General features: G+C 56.6%; 14 protein-coding genes. 3 read left to right on the forward strand and 11 right to left on the reverse strand.

The window, feature by feature from the left end; all coding sequences use genetic code 11:
• Positions 1 to 3: 3 nt before the first annotated feature.
• On the reverse strand, positions 4 to 597 hold the full coding sequence (locus AC0LWM_RS09625) for a TetR/AcrR family transcriptional regulator (RefSeq protein WP_474674705.1): 594 nt from the start codon (positions 595 to 597) through the stop codon (positions 4 to 6).
• A gap of 241 nt (positions 598 to 838) precedes the next feature.
• Here AC0LWM_RS09625 and AC0LWM_RS09630 point away from each other — a divergent pair, with 241 nt between their 5' ends.
• A complete protein-coding gene (locus tag AC0LWM_RS09630) occupies positions 839 to 3,775 on the forward strand; it encodes an MMPL family transporter (RefSeq protein WP_474674706.1) in 2,937 nt (978 codons plus the stop codon).
• On the opposite strand, the gene AC0LWM_RS09635 is transcribed toward AC0LWM_RS09630, so the two are convergent.
• Positions 3,772 to 4,866 carry a LysR family transcriptional regulator gene (locus tag AC0LWM_RS09635; RefSeq protein WP_474674707.1) on the reverse strand — a complete coding sequence of 365 codons (1,095 nt, stop codon included), beginning with the start codon at positions 4,864 to 4,866 and terminating at the stop codon, positions 3,772 to 3,774. The genes AC0LWM_RS09630 and AC0LWM_RS09635 overlap by 4 nt on opposite strands.
• Positions 4,867 to 5,016: 150 nt before the next feature.
• Between AC0LWM_RS09635 and AC0LWM_RS09640 the strand changes: the two genes are divergently transcribed.
• Together AC0LWM_RS09640 and AC0LWM_RS09645 are read left to right on the forward strand one after the other, a co-directional pair.
• A complete protein-coding gene (locus AC0LWM_RS09640; RefSeq protein WP_474674843.1) occupies positions 5,017 to 5,697 on the forward strand; it encodes an ankyrin repeat domain-containing protein in 681 nt (226 codons plus the stop codon).
• A gap of 10 nt (positions 5,698 to 5,707) precedes the next feature.
• Positions 5,708 to 7,027 (forward strand): purine/pyrimidine permease, encoded by a 1,320-nt coding sequence (locus AC0LWM_RS09645; RefSeq protein ID WP_474674708.1) that lies wholly within the window; start codon positions 5,708 to 5,710, stop codon positions 7,025 to 7,027.
• A gap of 325 nt (positions 7,028 to 7,352) precedes the next feature.
• Here the strand turns inward: AC0LWM_RS09645 and AC0LWM_RS09650 are convergent, their stop codons facing one another.
• From AC0LWM_RS09650 to AC0LWM_RS09690, 9 genes are all read right to left on the reverse strand, one after another.
• On the reverse strand, positions 7,353 to 8,165 hold the full coding sequence (locus tag AC0LWM_RS09650) for a LutC/YkgG family protein (protein ID WP_474674709.1): 813 nt from the start codon (positions 8,163 to 8,165) through the stop codon (positions 7,353 to 7,355).
• Positions 8,155 to 9,663, reverse strand: a complete 1,509-nt coding sequence (locus tag AC0LWM_RS09655; protein WP_474674710.1) for a LutB/LldF family L-lactate oxidation iron-sulfur protein — start codon at positions 9,661 to 9,663, stop codon at positions 8,155 to 8,157. The genes AC0LWM_RS09650 and AC0LWM_RS09655 overlap by 11 nt, the downstream gene beginning before the upstream one ends.
• Complete coding sequence (locus AC0LWM_RS09660; RefSeq protein ID WP_474674711.1) at positions 9,660 to 10,391, reverse strand: (Fe-S)-binding protein; 732 nt, start codon at positions 10,389 to 10,391, stop codon at positions 9,660 to 9,662. The genes AC0LWM_RS09655 and AC0LWM_RS09660 overlap by 4 nt, the downstream gene beginning before the upstream one ends.
• Before the next feature lie 95 nt (positions 10,392 to 10,486).
• A complete protein-coding gene (locus AC0LWM_RS09665) occupies positions 10,487 to 11,197 on the reverse strand; it encodes a FadR/GntR family transcriptional regulator (RefSeq protein WP_474674712.1) in 711 nt (236 codons plus the stop codon).
• A 116-nt stretch (positions 11,198 to 11,313) separates the two neighbouring features.
• A complete protein-coding gene (gene rbsD / locus AC0LWM_RS09670; RefSeq protein ID WP_474674713.1) occupies positions 11,314 to 11,700 on the reverse strand; it encodes a D-ribose pyranase in 387 nt (128 codons plus the stop codon).
• Complete coding sequence (locus tag AC0LWM_RS09675) at positions 11,697 to 11,915, reverse strand: hypothetical protein (RefSeq protein WP_474674714.1); 219 nt, start codon at positions 11,913 to 11,915, stop codon at positions 11,697 to 11,699. Before AC0LWM_RS09675 ends, rbsD begins: the two co-directional genes overlap by 4 nt.
• 11 nt (positions 11,916 to 11,926) lie before the next feature.
• Entirely contained in the window at positions 11,927 to 12,721 is a 795-nt protein-coding gene (locus AC0LWM_RS09680) for an SDR family NAD(P)-dependent oxidoreductase (protein WP_474674715.1), read from the reverse strand.
• A 117-nt stretch (positions 12,722 to 12,838) separates the two neighbouring features.
• The gene (locus AC0LWM_RS09685) at positions 12,839 to 13,999 is read right to left on the reverse strand and encodes a UxaA family hydrolase (RefSeq protein WP_474674716.1); all 1,161 of its coding nucleotides are present in this window, start codon (positions 13,997 to 13,999) and stop codon (positions 12,839 to 12,841) included.
• Entirely contained in the window at positions 13,999 to 14,328 is a 330-nt protein-coding gene (locus AC0LWM_RS09690; protein ID WP_474674717.1) for a UxaA family hydrolase, read from the reverse strand. The genes AC0LWM_RS09685 and AC0LWM_RS09690 overlap by 1 nt, the downstream gene beginning before the upstream one ends.
• Between the last annotated feature and the right edge of the window lie 154 nt (positions 14,329 to 14,482).

The following is a 14,482-nucleotide window of genomic DNA, read 5'->3' on the forward strand; positions in this document are numbered from 1 at the left end:
CGCTTATGTGCGCTTTTCGATGCCGTCAATAAACACTTCGAATGCGAACGCCATCTGTTCGACCAAATTATCGTCATCACCGAGCCCCATCGACCAAATCGTCAGCACGCCCATATAGATTTGCACCGCCATCTGGGCCATCTGCACCGCAGGCAGGTCCGTGCGAAATTCGCCAAGGCGCTGCCCATGCTCGATAACGAGGCGAATCGCTTCGCACACTTCGTTCAGATCCTTAGGCGAGCCTTCCTCATCTCTTCTCTGACAGCTGCTGAGCGAGCCCTGGATAAGCGCTCTCGCCAATCCCCGACTCATCTCGAACCGGCTCATGATCTGGATCAGGCTTACCATGAGCCGCGGAATGATCGGCCCCGGCTTGTCCGTCAGCTTGACGATCTCCTGCATCGCCCACAGCCCTTGCGTGTCCAATATCACTTCTTCTTTGTTGGCAAAATAATTGAAAAACGTTCCCTTCGCCACGCCGGCGCGTTCGGTAATTTGCGCGACCGTAGCGGCTTCATATCCGTATTCCCCGAACAGCTGCATCGCCGCATCGATGATCCGCTTTCGGGTCTCTTGTTTTTTCTGCTCCCGATTCACCGTAACGCCTCCTCTCGCAAGGCTTGTTCGTATTGTACCATATTCGACGGGAAACGGTAAACATTTTTATGACTATTGGTCATTTTATTATCCAAAAGAATCTCATTACGTTGCAACAAACCTTTGATAATATTCATAATTTGTACAAAACAAAACTTGACCATCGGTTCAAAATAAACTTGACTACCGGTCATTTATTATTGTATAAGTAAACTATATTCGATTTCAAGGAGGCTCATGCATGGTCGAAAGATGGATTCGCGGCTTGGCGAAAGCCCGCTGGATCGTATTGCTCATTTGGATTGCCCTCGCCGTAGTATCGGCGCTCTTCGCACCGAATTTGCAAACGATTATCCGGCAAACCGAACAGAAGTTTATTCCTTCCGATTCGGAGTCCATTCAAGCGAAACAACTATTGGAACTTATCGATCCGTCCGACAAAGCGAAGGCGAATGCGCTCATCGCCTTTCATCGCGACGGCGGCGCTACCGCCGCGGACGACGAGTGGCTTCAGGGCATTGTCAAGAAGCTTCAGGATCAGAAAAACGAGCTGGGCATTACTTCGATCTTGTCCAAGTTCGATAACCCGGACTTAGCTTCCAAATTCGTCAGCAAAGACAAAGAAACGCAGATGGTGTTGGTCGGCTTCGAGCGGGCCGATTACGACACGCTGACGCAGGAATCGGTCGACAAGGTGCGCGACCTCGTCGGCGATCATCCGGAAGGCGCCCAAGTCAACTTGACGGGCAGCGCGCCGATTTCGAAAGATTTTCAAAAATCGTCCGAAGAAGGCTTGAAGAAAACGGAAGTGCTGACAGTCGGGCTCGTGCTTGTCATTCTGCTCGTCGTATTCCGTTCGCCGATCGCTCCTTTCGTTCCGTTGATCGCGATCGGCATTTCGTTCGTCATTACGCGAGGACTTGTCGGCTGGGCGACGGAGCTGTTCGGCTTGCCGGTCTCTTCCTTCACCGAGTCGTTCCTGATCGCCGTCTTGTTCGGCGCAGGCACCGACTACTGCATTCTGATCATCCAACGGTTCCGCGAGGAGCTTGGCAACGGCCACGGGCCCGTTGACGCGCTTGCGCTGACGATGAAAGCCGTCGGCAAAACCGTCATTTTCTCGGCAAGCACCGTATTTTTCGCCTTTTTCCTGATCGGCTTCGCCAAATTCGGACTGTATCAGTCCGCGGCGGGCGTTGCGCTGGGCGTGGCGGTTACGCTGCTTGCGGGATTGACCTTGGCTCCGGCGCTGCTGATGATTTTCGGCAAAATCATGTTCTGGCCGGTCAAGATCAAGCATGGCCAAGGCCATGGAGAATCGAAGCTATGGGCAGGCATGGCGCGCCTCAGCTCGCGCAAGCCGATCGCGGTCATTCTCGTATCGCTGCTCGTGCTGAGCCCGCTCATCTTGTTGTACCAAGGGAGCCGATCGTTCGACGATTTGGCCGAGATCGATCCGAAGCTCGGTTCCGTCGTCGGATTCCGTCAGGTGGAGCAATCGTTCGGCGCGGGTGAGGTTTTCCCGGTGGAGATCGCGCTGCAATCGTCGCAATCGATGCGGACACCCGAAGCGCTTGCCGCCATCGAAATGACCAGCCAAAGCCTGATGAAGCTTGGCACCGTACAAGAGGTGCGCAACGCCATTCGGCCGCTCGGCAAGCAATTGACCGACCTGACCGTACCGAATCAGCTCGACAAGGTGAACGGCGCTTTAAACGAAATGCAGGATGGCGTGGAGAAAGTATCCAAAGGGTTGGCCGACGCCGGCAAACAAGCCGGGTCCGGCACGGGAGATATCGACAAGCTGCATGACGGTCTCGTCACGATGTCGGATCAGACGCTGAAGGCCAAGCAAGGGCTGGAGCAAATCGGCGGCGGTTTGAAGCAGATCGAGCAAGGGGTCGGCGGCGTCGCCAAGGGCGTCGGCAGCTCCAAGCAGGTCGCCGCTTCGATGGCTGACGATTTGCAAGCACTGCTGAAAGACAATCCGGAGCTGCAAAAAAATCCGCATTTCCAAATGCTGATGGGCAAGCAGCAAGGCTTGACCGACGGGTTAACCAAGATCGACCAGGGGATGCCTTCCATGCAGCAAGGCTTGGCGAAAATTTCGCCGAACCTCCAGCAGCTTGCAGGCGGCATGGGACAGCTGTCGCAAGGCCAGCAGCAAGCGGCTGACGGCGTCGTCAAGCTGAAGGGCGGCCTGGGTCAGCTCAGCGACGGGTTGACGGAAGGCTCCGCGGCGCTAAACAAAATCGCCGACGGCATCGCCCAGGTGCGCGGCGCGCAGCAAGGCATCGTCGATAACGGCGGCAAGCAGATTTCCGGCTGGTATTTGCCGAAGGAGGCGCTGGACAGCGAGGAACTGAAGCAGGCGATCGATCACTACATGTCGCCTGACGGCAAAACGACGAAGTTCGAAATCGTATTGAAGGAAAACCCGTATTCGAATGAAGCGATGGATGCGATCGATCAAATCCGCGACACGATGAAGATAAGCCTAGCCGGTACCTCGATTGCGGATCCGGTCGTGAAGCTCACCGGCAAAACGGTGCAATCCACCGAATTAAGCGCAATCTCGCAAAGCGACTTTATCCGTACCGGTTCCTTTGTCCTCATCGGAATTTATATCGTACTCGCTCTCATGCTGGGCTCCGTGCTGGCTCCGCTTTACTTGCTGCTGTCGCTCGGATTCAACTTTCTCGTCACGATGGGCATCGTGGAGTTCGTATTCGTTAAGCTGCTCGGGTTCGAAGGATTGTCGTGGAACGCTTCGTTCTTCGTCTTCCTCATCATCGTAGCGCTTGGCGTCGACTACAGCATCTTCCTGATGGCGCGTTTCAAGGAGGAATACCGTCCGGGTGGCATCGTTCAAGCGATGAGCAAAGCGATGACCACGACCGGAGGTGTAATCGTTTCGGCCGCGGTCATTATGGGCGGCACGTTCGCCGCGCTGATGTTCTCCGGCGTCAATACGCTGCTGCAGATCGGAGCCGGTATCGTGATCGGGCTGCTCTTGTACTCTACAGTATTCATGGGGCTTATCGTACCGGCGCTCTCCTTCCTGTTCGGGGAAGCGAACTGGTGGCCGTCCAAACGGGCGCGCCAGCGTGAAGCCGCCAAGGTTCGCCCAAGCGGCGACAAAGAAGAGAAAGGCAAGCTGGCAATAACGACCGATTAATCATTCAAGGAACGGGGCTGCGATGGCGGCTCCGTTTTTTGCGTTTCGGCAAGCAGTTCGATAAAATGGCGCGCCGCTTTGGACAGGTGATGCCGCTTCAAACCGATAAGACCCGAAGCCGCCGTAAGCCGGGATTCGGCAATAGGATATACGCGAAGCTGAGAAGCGTATCCTTGATGCAGGTTTAGGACGTTTTCGGGCACGATCGTCGCCCCGAAACCCGCCGATACAAGATTCAACAGCACGGCGATGTCGGAGCATTCGCACAAAATATTCGGCTTCACATGACGCTGCATGAACTGCTCCACGATCCGTTCGTACAATCCGAGCCCTTCCGTGCTCGGGATGATCATAGGGAAACAAGCGATTTGCTCCCAGGTTACGGCATCCGGTTCATCCTGCTCTCGCGTTTCCGCATTCGGTTCATTCTCCAGGGTATTCGCATTCTGCTCACGGATTTCCGCAATCGGTCCATCCTGCCCCTGGGTTTCCTCATTCTGCTCACGGGTATCCGCGTTCGCTTCACTCTGCTCCCGGGTTCCCCACTTCTCCTCATGTCCCTCGAATTGCTGCTGGTTGGAGATGACATAATAAAATCGTTCATTTCGAAAAGGGATGACGAAAAAATCGCTCAGCGGCAGCGGCGGGGGCAATCTTACGATCGCAAACTCGAGTTCCCGCTCCCTGACCAACTTGCACAGCTGTGCCGAATCATTTTGCTGGATTTTGTATGTAATCTTCGGGTATCGCTGCCGGAATGTCAGCAGCAGCTTCGGCAAGTCCGGGTCGGATAACGTATTGATGCCGATCGTCAGCTTGCCGCTAATGCCTTGGCCGGCCTCCTTCACCTCCAGCTGCGATTGCTCCAGCATGCCGACGATGGTCAGCGCATGCTGGTACAGCATCGCTCCCGCTTCCGTCAGCTCCAGCGATTTGCCGTGACGCTCCACCAGCTCTACGCCGAGCTCCTGCTCCAGCGCTTTTAACTGTTGGCTTAGAGGAGGCTGTGCCATATGCAGCCTTCGGGCGGCTGCCGTAATTTGCCGTTCCTCCGCGATCGCAATAAAATATTTTAGCTGCCGGATATCCATTTTTGAGCGCTCCTCGATTGTGTATATGATGAAAGTATTAAAAAGCTACGATTTAAATATTTTGCATATAGATACCTTCATGTTAGCATGATGGATAGGATACAGCAAAAGGAGGCGATTCCGTTGTTGCCGCGACATTTGATCCTGGTCATGCTCCTGCTTCTAGCCGGATGCGATGCCCTCGGCAATTCGTCCAAGACGGAGAATGCCTCAATTATGGAAAAGGACGTGAAACCTATGAGTCAAGCTCTTATCGATGCAGCGGAAAAAGGGAAAACGAAGCTTGTCCTGCAATTGATCCAAGACGGGGCTCCCATCGACGCCACCGATTCGCGCGGCCGCACGGCCATTCTGGCCGCCACCCACGGCAATCATCCCGATACCGTTAAGGCGCTGATCGTCGCCGGGGCCGATATGAATTTGCGCGACGCCCGGAGCGACAATCCTTTCTTATACGCGGGAGCGGAAGGCATGCTTGAAATCGTCAAGCTGCTTATCGATGCCGGCGCCGATCCGAAGCTGACGAACCGATACGGCGGCGTGGCGATAATCCCCGCTTCGGAACGGGGCCATGTCGAAGTGGTCCGGGAGCTGCTGGAGCGTTCCGGGATTGATGTGAACCATATCAACAATTTGGGCTGGACGGCCCTCATGGAAGCGATCGTGCTCAGCGACGGCGGTTCGCGCCATCAGCAAATCGTTCGGCTGCTGATCGAGCACGGCGCCGACGTCAACATCCCGGATAAAGACGGCGTATCGCCGCTTGAGCATAGCCGGAAACGCGGATATAAGGAAATCGAGCGTTTGCTGCTGGATGCCGGGGCGAAATGAAACTATGCCAATGAGAGATAAAGCTAGCTCCGTGAGTCATGAATTAAAACAGCGGTCTTGGATATCCGGGTTCAGCATCCTGCAATGGTTCATCTTCTTATTGACCAATTCCGTCGCGATGCCGATCGTTATCGGCACCGTGTTCCATCTGTCGATCGAAGAGGTGTCCGCGCTCATGCAGCGGACGTTTTTTATTGTCGGCGTCAGCTCGTTCCTCCAGGCGCGATTCGGCCACCGTTTCCCGATTGCCGACGGCCCGGCCGGGTCGTGGGTCGGCGTATTCATCGTAATGGCCGACGTTGCGGCGCATCAAGGCTATAGCGCCAAAGAATCGCTGCGTCTGATCGAAGGCGGCGTCGTGATTGCCGGAGCGCTGCTCCTGCTGCTTGGCTTGACAGGGACGGTCCGCAAGCTGCTCGGCCTGTTTACGCCGCTCGTCACCGGCTCCTTTCTGTTCATCCTGGCGCTTCAACTAAGCGGCGTCATGATGAAAGGCATGCTTGGCCTGCAAGGCGAAAATCCGCAGCCCGATTACGGAACGGCGGCTTTGGCGTTGTTCGTATTTCTGACGATCATCGTATTATCCGCCCGGGGCCGGGGTTGGCTCAAGCAATACGCCGTATTAATCGGCATCGCCGCAGGCTGGCTGATCTATATGTTGCCTGGCAAGCAGCTGCATCCGTTCACCGATTCCGGCTCGTTCGTCCGATTTCCCGAGCTGCTGGCCTGGGGAATGCCGCAGTGGAACGGCGGCGTAGCGATCACTGCCGTGCTGTTCACGCTCATTCTCGTCTCCAACACGATCGCCGCCGTGACGGCGGTTCGTCAGGTCGCACCGGGCGAAGAACGTAATCCCGACCGGTCGCTGAATCGCGGCATCGCTGTCGGGGGCGTCTCCCACTGGCTGTCGGCGCTGTTCTCCGGCATAGCGGTCGTTCCGCTGCCCGTTTCCGCCGGCTTCATCCGGCTGACCGGGCAGCCCCGCGCTCAACCGTTCATATGGGGGACGCTCGCTCTTGCCGCCATTTCGCTGTTTCCCGCGATCGTAGGCGGCGCGGCACTGCTGCCGGTTCCGATCGCAAGCGGCGCCCTGCTCGCAACCTTCGTGCAGATGCTGGGCATCGCGCTGCATTCGGTCACGAAGGATCCGCTAGATGAGCGGCGGACAACGATTCTCGCCATCACACTGCTCGTCGGAGTCGGGCTGATGTTCCTGCCGCAAGCCGCTTTCCAGGGGCTCCCGACGATTCTACAATACGTATTCGGCAACGGCTTGCTCGTCAGCACGTTGCTGGCGATCGTGCTGGAGCAGGCGTGGCGCAATAAATAGACTCCCGATCCAAGGTGGATAATTTCCCTGCTCACGTGTCGCTCGTTCCAAGCTGAGTGCATTCATTGCAAAACATGCAATGGAAACACCATTTATCTGCGCAATTCATGATTCCATTGCAGATTATGCAATCAATCGAGCCGAGCTATCCCCAAGTTAGGGGTGCCTGTACCGATGCATTGCACTTTATGCAACAGAAACAACCGGAAACGGTTCAATCACCCTCGCCCATTGCACAAAATGCAATCTAAAAAACAAAAGACCCGAGTGCATCCATGCAGCATGGAGCGGAACTCGGGTCTATTTCCGTTTGTTTGTTTGCTAGTTACTTGATAATAACCGCGTATACTTTCCCCGGGCCGTGAATGCCGATCGTCAAGTCGTTTTCGATATCGGCGCTTCGACTTGGGCCCGTAATTAGGTTTAGCGACGACGGCAGCGGTTCGTCTCCGGCATATTGCGAGCGGATCTGCTCGAACGCCTCGCCCATCCGCGTCACCAGCTGATCGGCGCGGAAAATCGCCATCAGCACCGTCGTCACCAGGCTCACGGAGCGTCCCCGGCCACCGTGAGCGAGCAGCGCGAGCGTGCTCGTGTTGGCGATCGCGTAGTCGGGCCAGACGATGCCCATCTGGCACGTCTCGGCCGCGCGTAACAGCGGGCTGCGCTTGCTCCAGTTGGAAGCCGAGTTGCTTCCGCCGGAGCCCGGCTGCTGAGCCAGCGCTTCTTCGCGGGCGCGAGCCGCCCAGTCCGGCACCTCGTCCAGCGGCTTCCACGGCAGCACGTCGACGCCGCGCTGCTTCAGCGGCTCGTCGAGCCCAAGCTCCGCAAGCGCTTCATGCTCCCAGCGCGCCACGCGCGTTACGCCAAGCTCGGCGCATACTTCGCCGATATAAGCTTGAATCGCTTCCGCCGCTTCGTGGCGATCGACGATCAGCACTTTGCCGTTCAGCGCCGACCAGTTCTGGATGAACAGATCGATCTTCTCGTCCTCGCTCAAGCTGACGGCCGCATAATGCTCCGGCACGCCGACGAAAGGACGCGCAGGTGCCGTCGTTTGCGGCTGCTTGCGGCCAAGCCGGTTCGCGATATTTTGCATGAACGCTTCGCGTCCGTTGATTGTTCCTCTAGCTGTCATGCGACTCACCTCGTTTCTGCTGTGCGGGCGCTGTCGGCGCGGCGGAGATCCGCGGCTCCTGCTTCAGCTCCTGCTGCAATGCTGCCCATTTGTCGCGGAACGACATCTTCGGCTTCATCGGGAAGAAGCGCGATTGCGTCCAGCCCGACATCGGCCCCGGCCCTTTGCGGATGACGCCTTTGCTGCCGAACGGCTGCTGCAAGTAATAAGCCGACTTCGTCGCCAGCTTATATAGCGTGATGTTGCCGAACACGGTCCGGAACGATTTGAACGCAAGCCGCTCAGGCAGCGACGTCAGCTTCATCTTCACTTTACGGTGGCGCAAATGGACGAGCATGTCGTGCAGCGGAATTTTGACCGGACACGCTTCGTAACACGCTCCGCACAAGCTGGACGCGTATGGCAGTGCCCCCGCCTCTTTCATGTCCTGCTGGATAAGCGGCGTCAGTACGGCGCCGATCGGTCCGCTGTAGACGGAGCCATACGTATGGCCGCCGACCTGGCGGTACACCGGGCAGACGTTCAAGCACGCCGCGCATCGGATGCAGTTCAGCACGTCCTGGAACATCGGGTCGCCGAGCTGCGAGGAACGTCCGTTATCGAGAATGATGACGTGCAACTCCTCCGGTCCGTCGTGGTCTGGCTGCTGCTTCGGCCCCGTAATCATCGACGTGTATACGGTCAGCTTTTGCCCCGTCGCGCTGCGCGCCAGCAGATTCAACACGACTTCGAGGTCGGCGAACGTCGGCACGAGCCGCTCCATGCCCATGATGACGACGTGGCATTTTGGCAAGGTGGACACCATCCGCCCGTTGCCTTCGTTCGAAACAAGCGTGATCGAACCGCTTTCGGCGACGCCGAAGTTGCAGCCCGTTAAGCCGATGTCCGCTTCGAGAAAGTAGTTGCGCAGCTTCTGCCGGGCATATTCCGCAAGGATTTTTGTCTCCGGCTCGAAATGCTGCCCGGACTTCTCCGAGAACAAATCGGCGATTTGTTGCTTGTTCTTGTGGATCGCCGGAATAATCAAGTGCGATGGCGTTTCCTTCGCGAGCTGCAAAATATATTCGCCTAAATCGGTTTCGATCGCTTCGATCCCGGCGTCCTCCAAATGGTGGTTGAGGTGGATTTCCTCCGACACCATCGACTTTCCCTTCGCAACCAGCTTCGCCTTACGCTCTTGAGCGATGCCCATAAACGTCTTCACCGCGTCGTCCGCGCCGCTGCAGAAGTGGACGTTGCCGCCCGCTTTGGCCACATTGTCGGCGAATTGATTCAAATAATAGTCCAGGTTGCTGATCGTATGCTGCCGGATCGCTTGCCCGCGCTCCCGCCATAGCTCCCAGTCGCCCATCGCGTCCATCGCCGCGAGTCGCCCGGTTTTCAGCTTATCGGTCGTAAAGGCGACCGCCTTGCGCAAAAACTCGTTTTTCAGCGCGATCTCCGTCCGCTTCTTCAACCCCGTGCCGATCAGCTCCAGCTCTTTATCCGTCACGCTCACGCCCGCGTCCTCCCTTCCTCAAGCAGCTGCGCCAAGTGCATGACGCGAATCGGCTTGCCTTCCTTGTTCAGCCGGCCGCCGATGTTCATGAGGCAGCCCATGTCCGTGCCGACGAGCACTTCCGCCCCGGTCTCGCACACATGCGCGGCTTTTTCGCACACCATCGCCTCCGACATGTCGGCCATCTTGACGGCGAACGTGCCGCCGAAGCCGCAGCAGTCTTCTTTTTTCGGCAGGTCGACAAAATCGATGCCTTTGACGTTCTCCAGCAGCTCGAGCGGCTCGGACTTTACGCCAAGCAGCCTTGTCGCGTGACATGAAGGGTGATACGTCACCTTGTGATCGAACCGAACGCCCAAGTCGGTGACGCCGAGCACCTTGACCATAAATTGCGCGAATTCATACGTTTTGTTTACGAGCGCTTCCGCTTTGGCGGCCCATTCCGGTTCGTCCTTGAACAGATGCGGGTAATAATGGTGCACCATGCCCGTGCAGGAGCCGGAAGGAGACACGACATAATCGCTATGCTCGAACGCCCGGATCAGATTGCGCGCCACTTCCCGCGCCTCGTCCTGGTATCCGCTGTTGAACGCCGGCTGCCCGCAGCATGTTTGCGTCTCCGGAAAATCAACCTCGCAGCCGTAACGGTGCAAAATACGTACTACGCTTTCGCCGACCTCGGGATACATCTGGTCCGCCAAACAAGTAATAAACAACGAAACTCGCATTGCATTGACCTCCACATTTATTATCTTATTATCAGGTTATCAGACATGTTAACAATTGAAAAGAAAATATTTTTACTTGTTGTTTTCGAAATTTCTTATTTCATAAATCGAATCAGCACTTTCTCCACGTGATGCAGGTGGGTCCGCATCGCTTCCTGTGCGCGCAGCGGATCGCGGTCCCGAACCGCTTCATAGATTGCCGAGTGCTCCTGCCACAGCTGCCGCGACACTTCCGCACTCGCATACATTTGCAGCCTGCGCGTTTCGCGGATCGCGATTTGCATTTGCGAAGAGATCGACTCCAGCAGCCGCACCATAATCGAATTGTGCGTCGCCTGCGACAGCACGAGGTGGAAGCGAACGTCCGCGACTTCCCCCTGCTCCTCGTCGCCCAGATTGCGCTCCATCATTTCCAGCACCGCTTCGAACGCCGCCAAATCTTCATCCGTCCGCTTCTCCGCGGCTAGCGCGGCATTGGCGATTTCGAGCGCCTTGCGCGCTTCCATCAGCTCTAACACCGTCTGCTTGCCCATTAGCAGCGAGTCGAATTCCGGCAATGGAACGTCGGCCGATTCCACAATTCTCACGTAGCAGCCCTCGCCCTGCCGAATCTCGATCAAACCCATAGCCTTAAGAGCGCTTAGCGCTTCCCTCATCGTCGAACGCCCGACCTGGAACCGTTCCGTCAACTCCCGCGTCGAAGGCAGCTTATGACCGGGCGGTAGTGCGCCGGACACGATTTGCTGTTTGATTTGTTCGGCGATTTCTTCATATATTTTGCGAGTTGTAATTTTGGCGATATCCAACGCTTGCTCCTCCGGTTTCTTCTTTTAACACGATACACATATTATACCAGCCGAGGCAAAAGAAAAACAGCCCGAAGCGCGCTGCCATGCGCCCCGAGCCGTTCGTTGTACGTTGCTTATCCGGAAACGATCATCAAATTTGCATAAGGCACCGTATCCCCCGTACGGATGACGGCACGCGATTCCTTGCAAATTTGTTTGAATCGCTGATGGCTGACGATCATGAAATGAATGTCCGGGTATTGCTCCGTCAGTTCGCGAAAGCGTTCCGGGCTGGCGTCCTTCATTTCCTCGGCGACGATGATCGTGTCGATAACGAATTCGCCGTGCACGGCCTTCAGCACGTCAAGGACGGATGGGATACCGTCCACAAGCGCGAGATCGAGACGCTCAATGCCTTGTGGAACCGGGAAACCTCGATCGCATATCGTCAAAATATCGGTATGGCCCGTTTCCGTCAAAATCCGATTCAGCGTCGGGTGCAAAATTCCGCCTCGTTTCATGACTCGCCACCCTCCTCCGCCGTTTTTTGCGCTAACACGTGAGCGCGCTGCGACAAAGTAATCTCTTCGCTGACGGAAGGCGCCGGACGCTTCAAATAAAACTGCTCAAGTCCTTGCAGGACCGCCACACTGACGAGCTCCCAGCCTTCCAGGCCTAGCTCCGGAAGCGCCGCACGATCCGTTACGATGTGGTATTGCCAACGCGTTCCTGCCATAGCCGCTCCTTTTATCGTTCCATATGGTCGTCAGGCTGTGCCGCTTTAACTACGAGGCCGCCGTCGACCATAAGCAGATGTCCGTTAATTTGCATCGCTTCTTCGGATGCGAGGAATACGACCGAATCGCCGATTTGGCGAGCCGTGCCGAGACGCTTCATCGGGTTCGCCTGCACTTCTTGCTCGCGGATGCGCGGATCGGCCAAGTAGTCCGTGCACATGTCGGTATCAACCGTGCTTGGTCCAACCGCGTTGACGTTGATGTTGTATGGCCCGAGCTCGATGGCCATGCCTTTGGTCAGCATGTGCGCACCGGCTTTGGACGATTGGTAGTGAACGATAACCGGGCTCGTTACGACCAGGCTCGCCGTGGACAATACGTTGATGATTTTGCCGAAACGGCGCTCGATCATGCCTGCGGCAGCGCGCTGCGAGCAAAGGAAAATCGACTTCAGGTTCGTGTTTTGCGTCCGATCCCACGTCTCCTCGGTTACTTTCATAAACGATTCGAACGGCGCGATGCCGGCATTGTTGACGAGAATGTCAACCGGTCCGAGCTCGCTTTCGACTTGGTCGAACATCGCTTTCACTTGCGCGCTGTTGCCTACGTCGGCTTGCACGACGATTGCGCGTTGGCCGAGCGCCTCGACCTTCGCCTTCACTTCTTCGGCGATGGCACGGGAACGGTCGGACGTAAAGTTGATCGCCACGTCAGCGCCTTCCTCCGCAAGACGGATAACGATCGCTTCGCCGATGCCGCGGCTGCCGCCGGTGACGAGCGCAATACGGTTTTTCAAACGATTCATGAGATGATCTCTCCTTGTTATTGTTAGGTTCAGCGCACGGCTAATGCCCTGAATAGCGGGCCTCTGACCGCCAGCCGTGCATGTTCGTGTGCATGTACAAGTGCATGGTTTATGGAATTACAAGCTTGGTCCGATCCGGTTGATGCTGAACTCCTGATGGCCGAGCACTTCCGCTTTCGTCAGCTTGCCGTCAGCGACTTCTTTGATTTCGTTCCAGATGAGTTCGCCTGCGTCATCCAGCGACAGCGTTCCCGCCAGCATTGCGCTAACGTCAACGTCCATGTTGTCGGACATGCGCTGGAACATTTTTTCGTTGCCCGTAATTTTGATAACCGGGATTACGGCCGCGCCTGTCGGCGTTCCGCGTCCCGTCGTAAAGCAGACGATATGTGCGCCGCCGGCCGCCATGCCTGATACGCATTCGATGTCGTTGCCCGGCGAGTCCATGAAGTACAGCCCTTTGTTCGGGATTTGCTCCGCATATTCGATAACGCCTTCAATCGGCGCCGTGCCGCATTTGCTTATGCAGCCAAGCGACTTCTCCTCGATTGTGGACAGTCCGCCCGCGATGTTGCCCGGGCTCGGGTTGCCGCCGCGCATGTCGGCGCCCATCCGCTCGACTTCTTTCTCGAAGCGGTCGACGATGTAATACAGCTTCTCGGCCGTTTCCGGCGTCCGGCAGCGCTCCGCCAGCACATGCTCCGCGCCGATGATCTCGGTCGTTTCGCCGATGACGATGCCGCCGCCTTCTTGGATCAGCGCGTCCGCCGCTACGCCAAGCGCCGGGTTCGATGCCAGGCCGCTCGTCGCGTCGGAGCCGCCGCATTTCACGCCAACGATCAGCTCGCTAAGCGGAATTTGCACCTTCTCCATCGCGTCCAGCTCTTTGCGCATTTTGCGCGCCAGCTCCACGCCGTGTTGGATCGCCTTAACCGAACCGCCGACGGATTGGATGTCGATCACTTCAACCGGTTTACCGGTAACTTTGATCGCTTCCGCAAGCGCGTGCGGATCAACGACTTCGCAGCCGAGGCTGATGATGATCACGCCGCCGACGTTCGGGTTTTTGCCCGTGCCTGCGAGCACGTCGAACGTACGCTCTTTATCTGCGCCGATTTGGCTGCAGCCGTGCTGATGCGGAATCGCTACCGTTTCCGGCACCATCTGCATAATGCGGGAGCAAACTTGGTTCGCGCAAATGACCGTCGGAATGATGAGCAAATGATTGCGGATGCCCACTTGATTGTTCGGGCGCCGGTATCCCATGAAATGACCCATTATTGTGCGCCTCCTTCTGTTTTCGCTTTGTCGCCGCGTCCGCGGATGCCTTCGATATTATGAACGTGAACGTGCTGGCCGATTGCGATGTCCACCGTCGCCGCGCCGATCACCTCGCCGTATTTGCGCACATGCGTGCCCGGAACTATAGCGACGATTGCAATTTTGTGGCCGAACGGAATCGGGTCGGTCACCGCGATTTGCACCGTCTGGTCCTTGATCCGGTAGGTTACCGTTTCTCCTGCTTGAATATCCTTGATCGCTGTCGCGACGTGGTCTTTTTCGTCCATCACAAGCGCGTCCGCGCTTGCATCTATCGCTTTTGCCACACCAATCACCTCTAGTGATAAAGTTTGTGTTACCGATAACTCCAACATAACAAGGAACGCTATTGCTGTCAACCTTTTTATTCAGTACAATAAGAAAAGCTTCTATTCGGAGTCTGCTCCACGATGAATGACCCTGCGTAAGAGGAAGCTTTTC

The organism is Paenibacillus sp. sgz302148 (genome assembly GCF_056120465.1).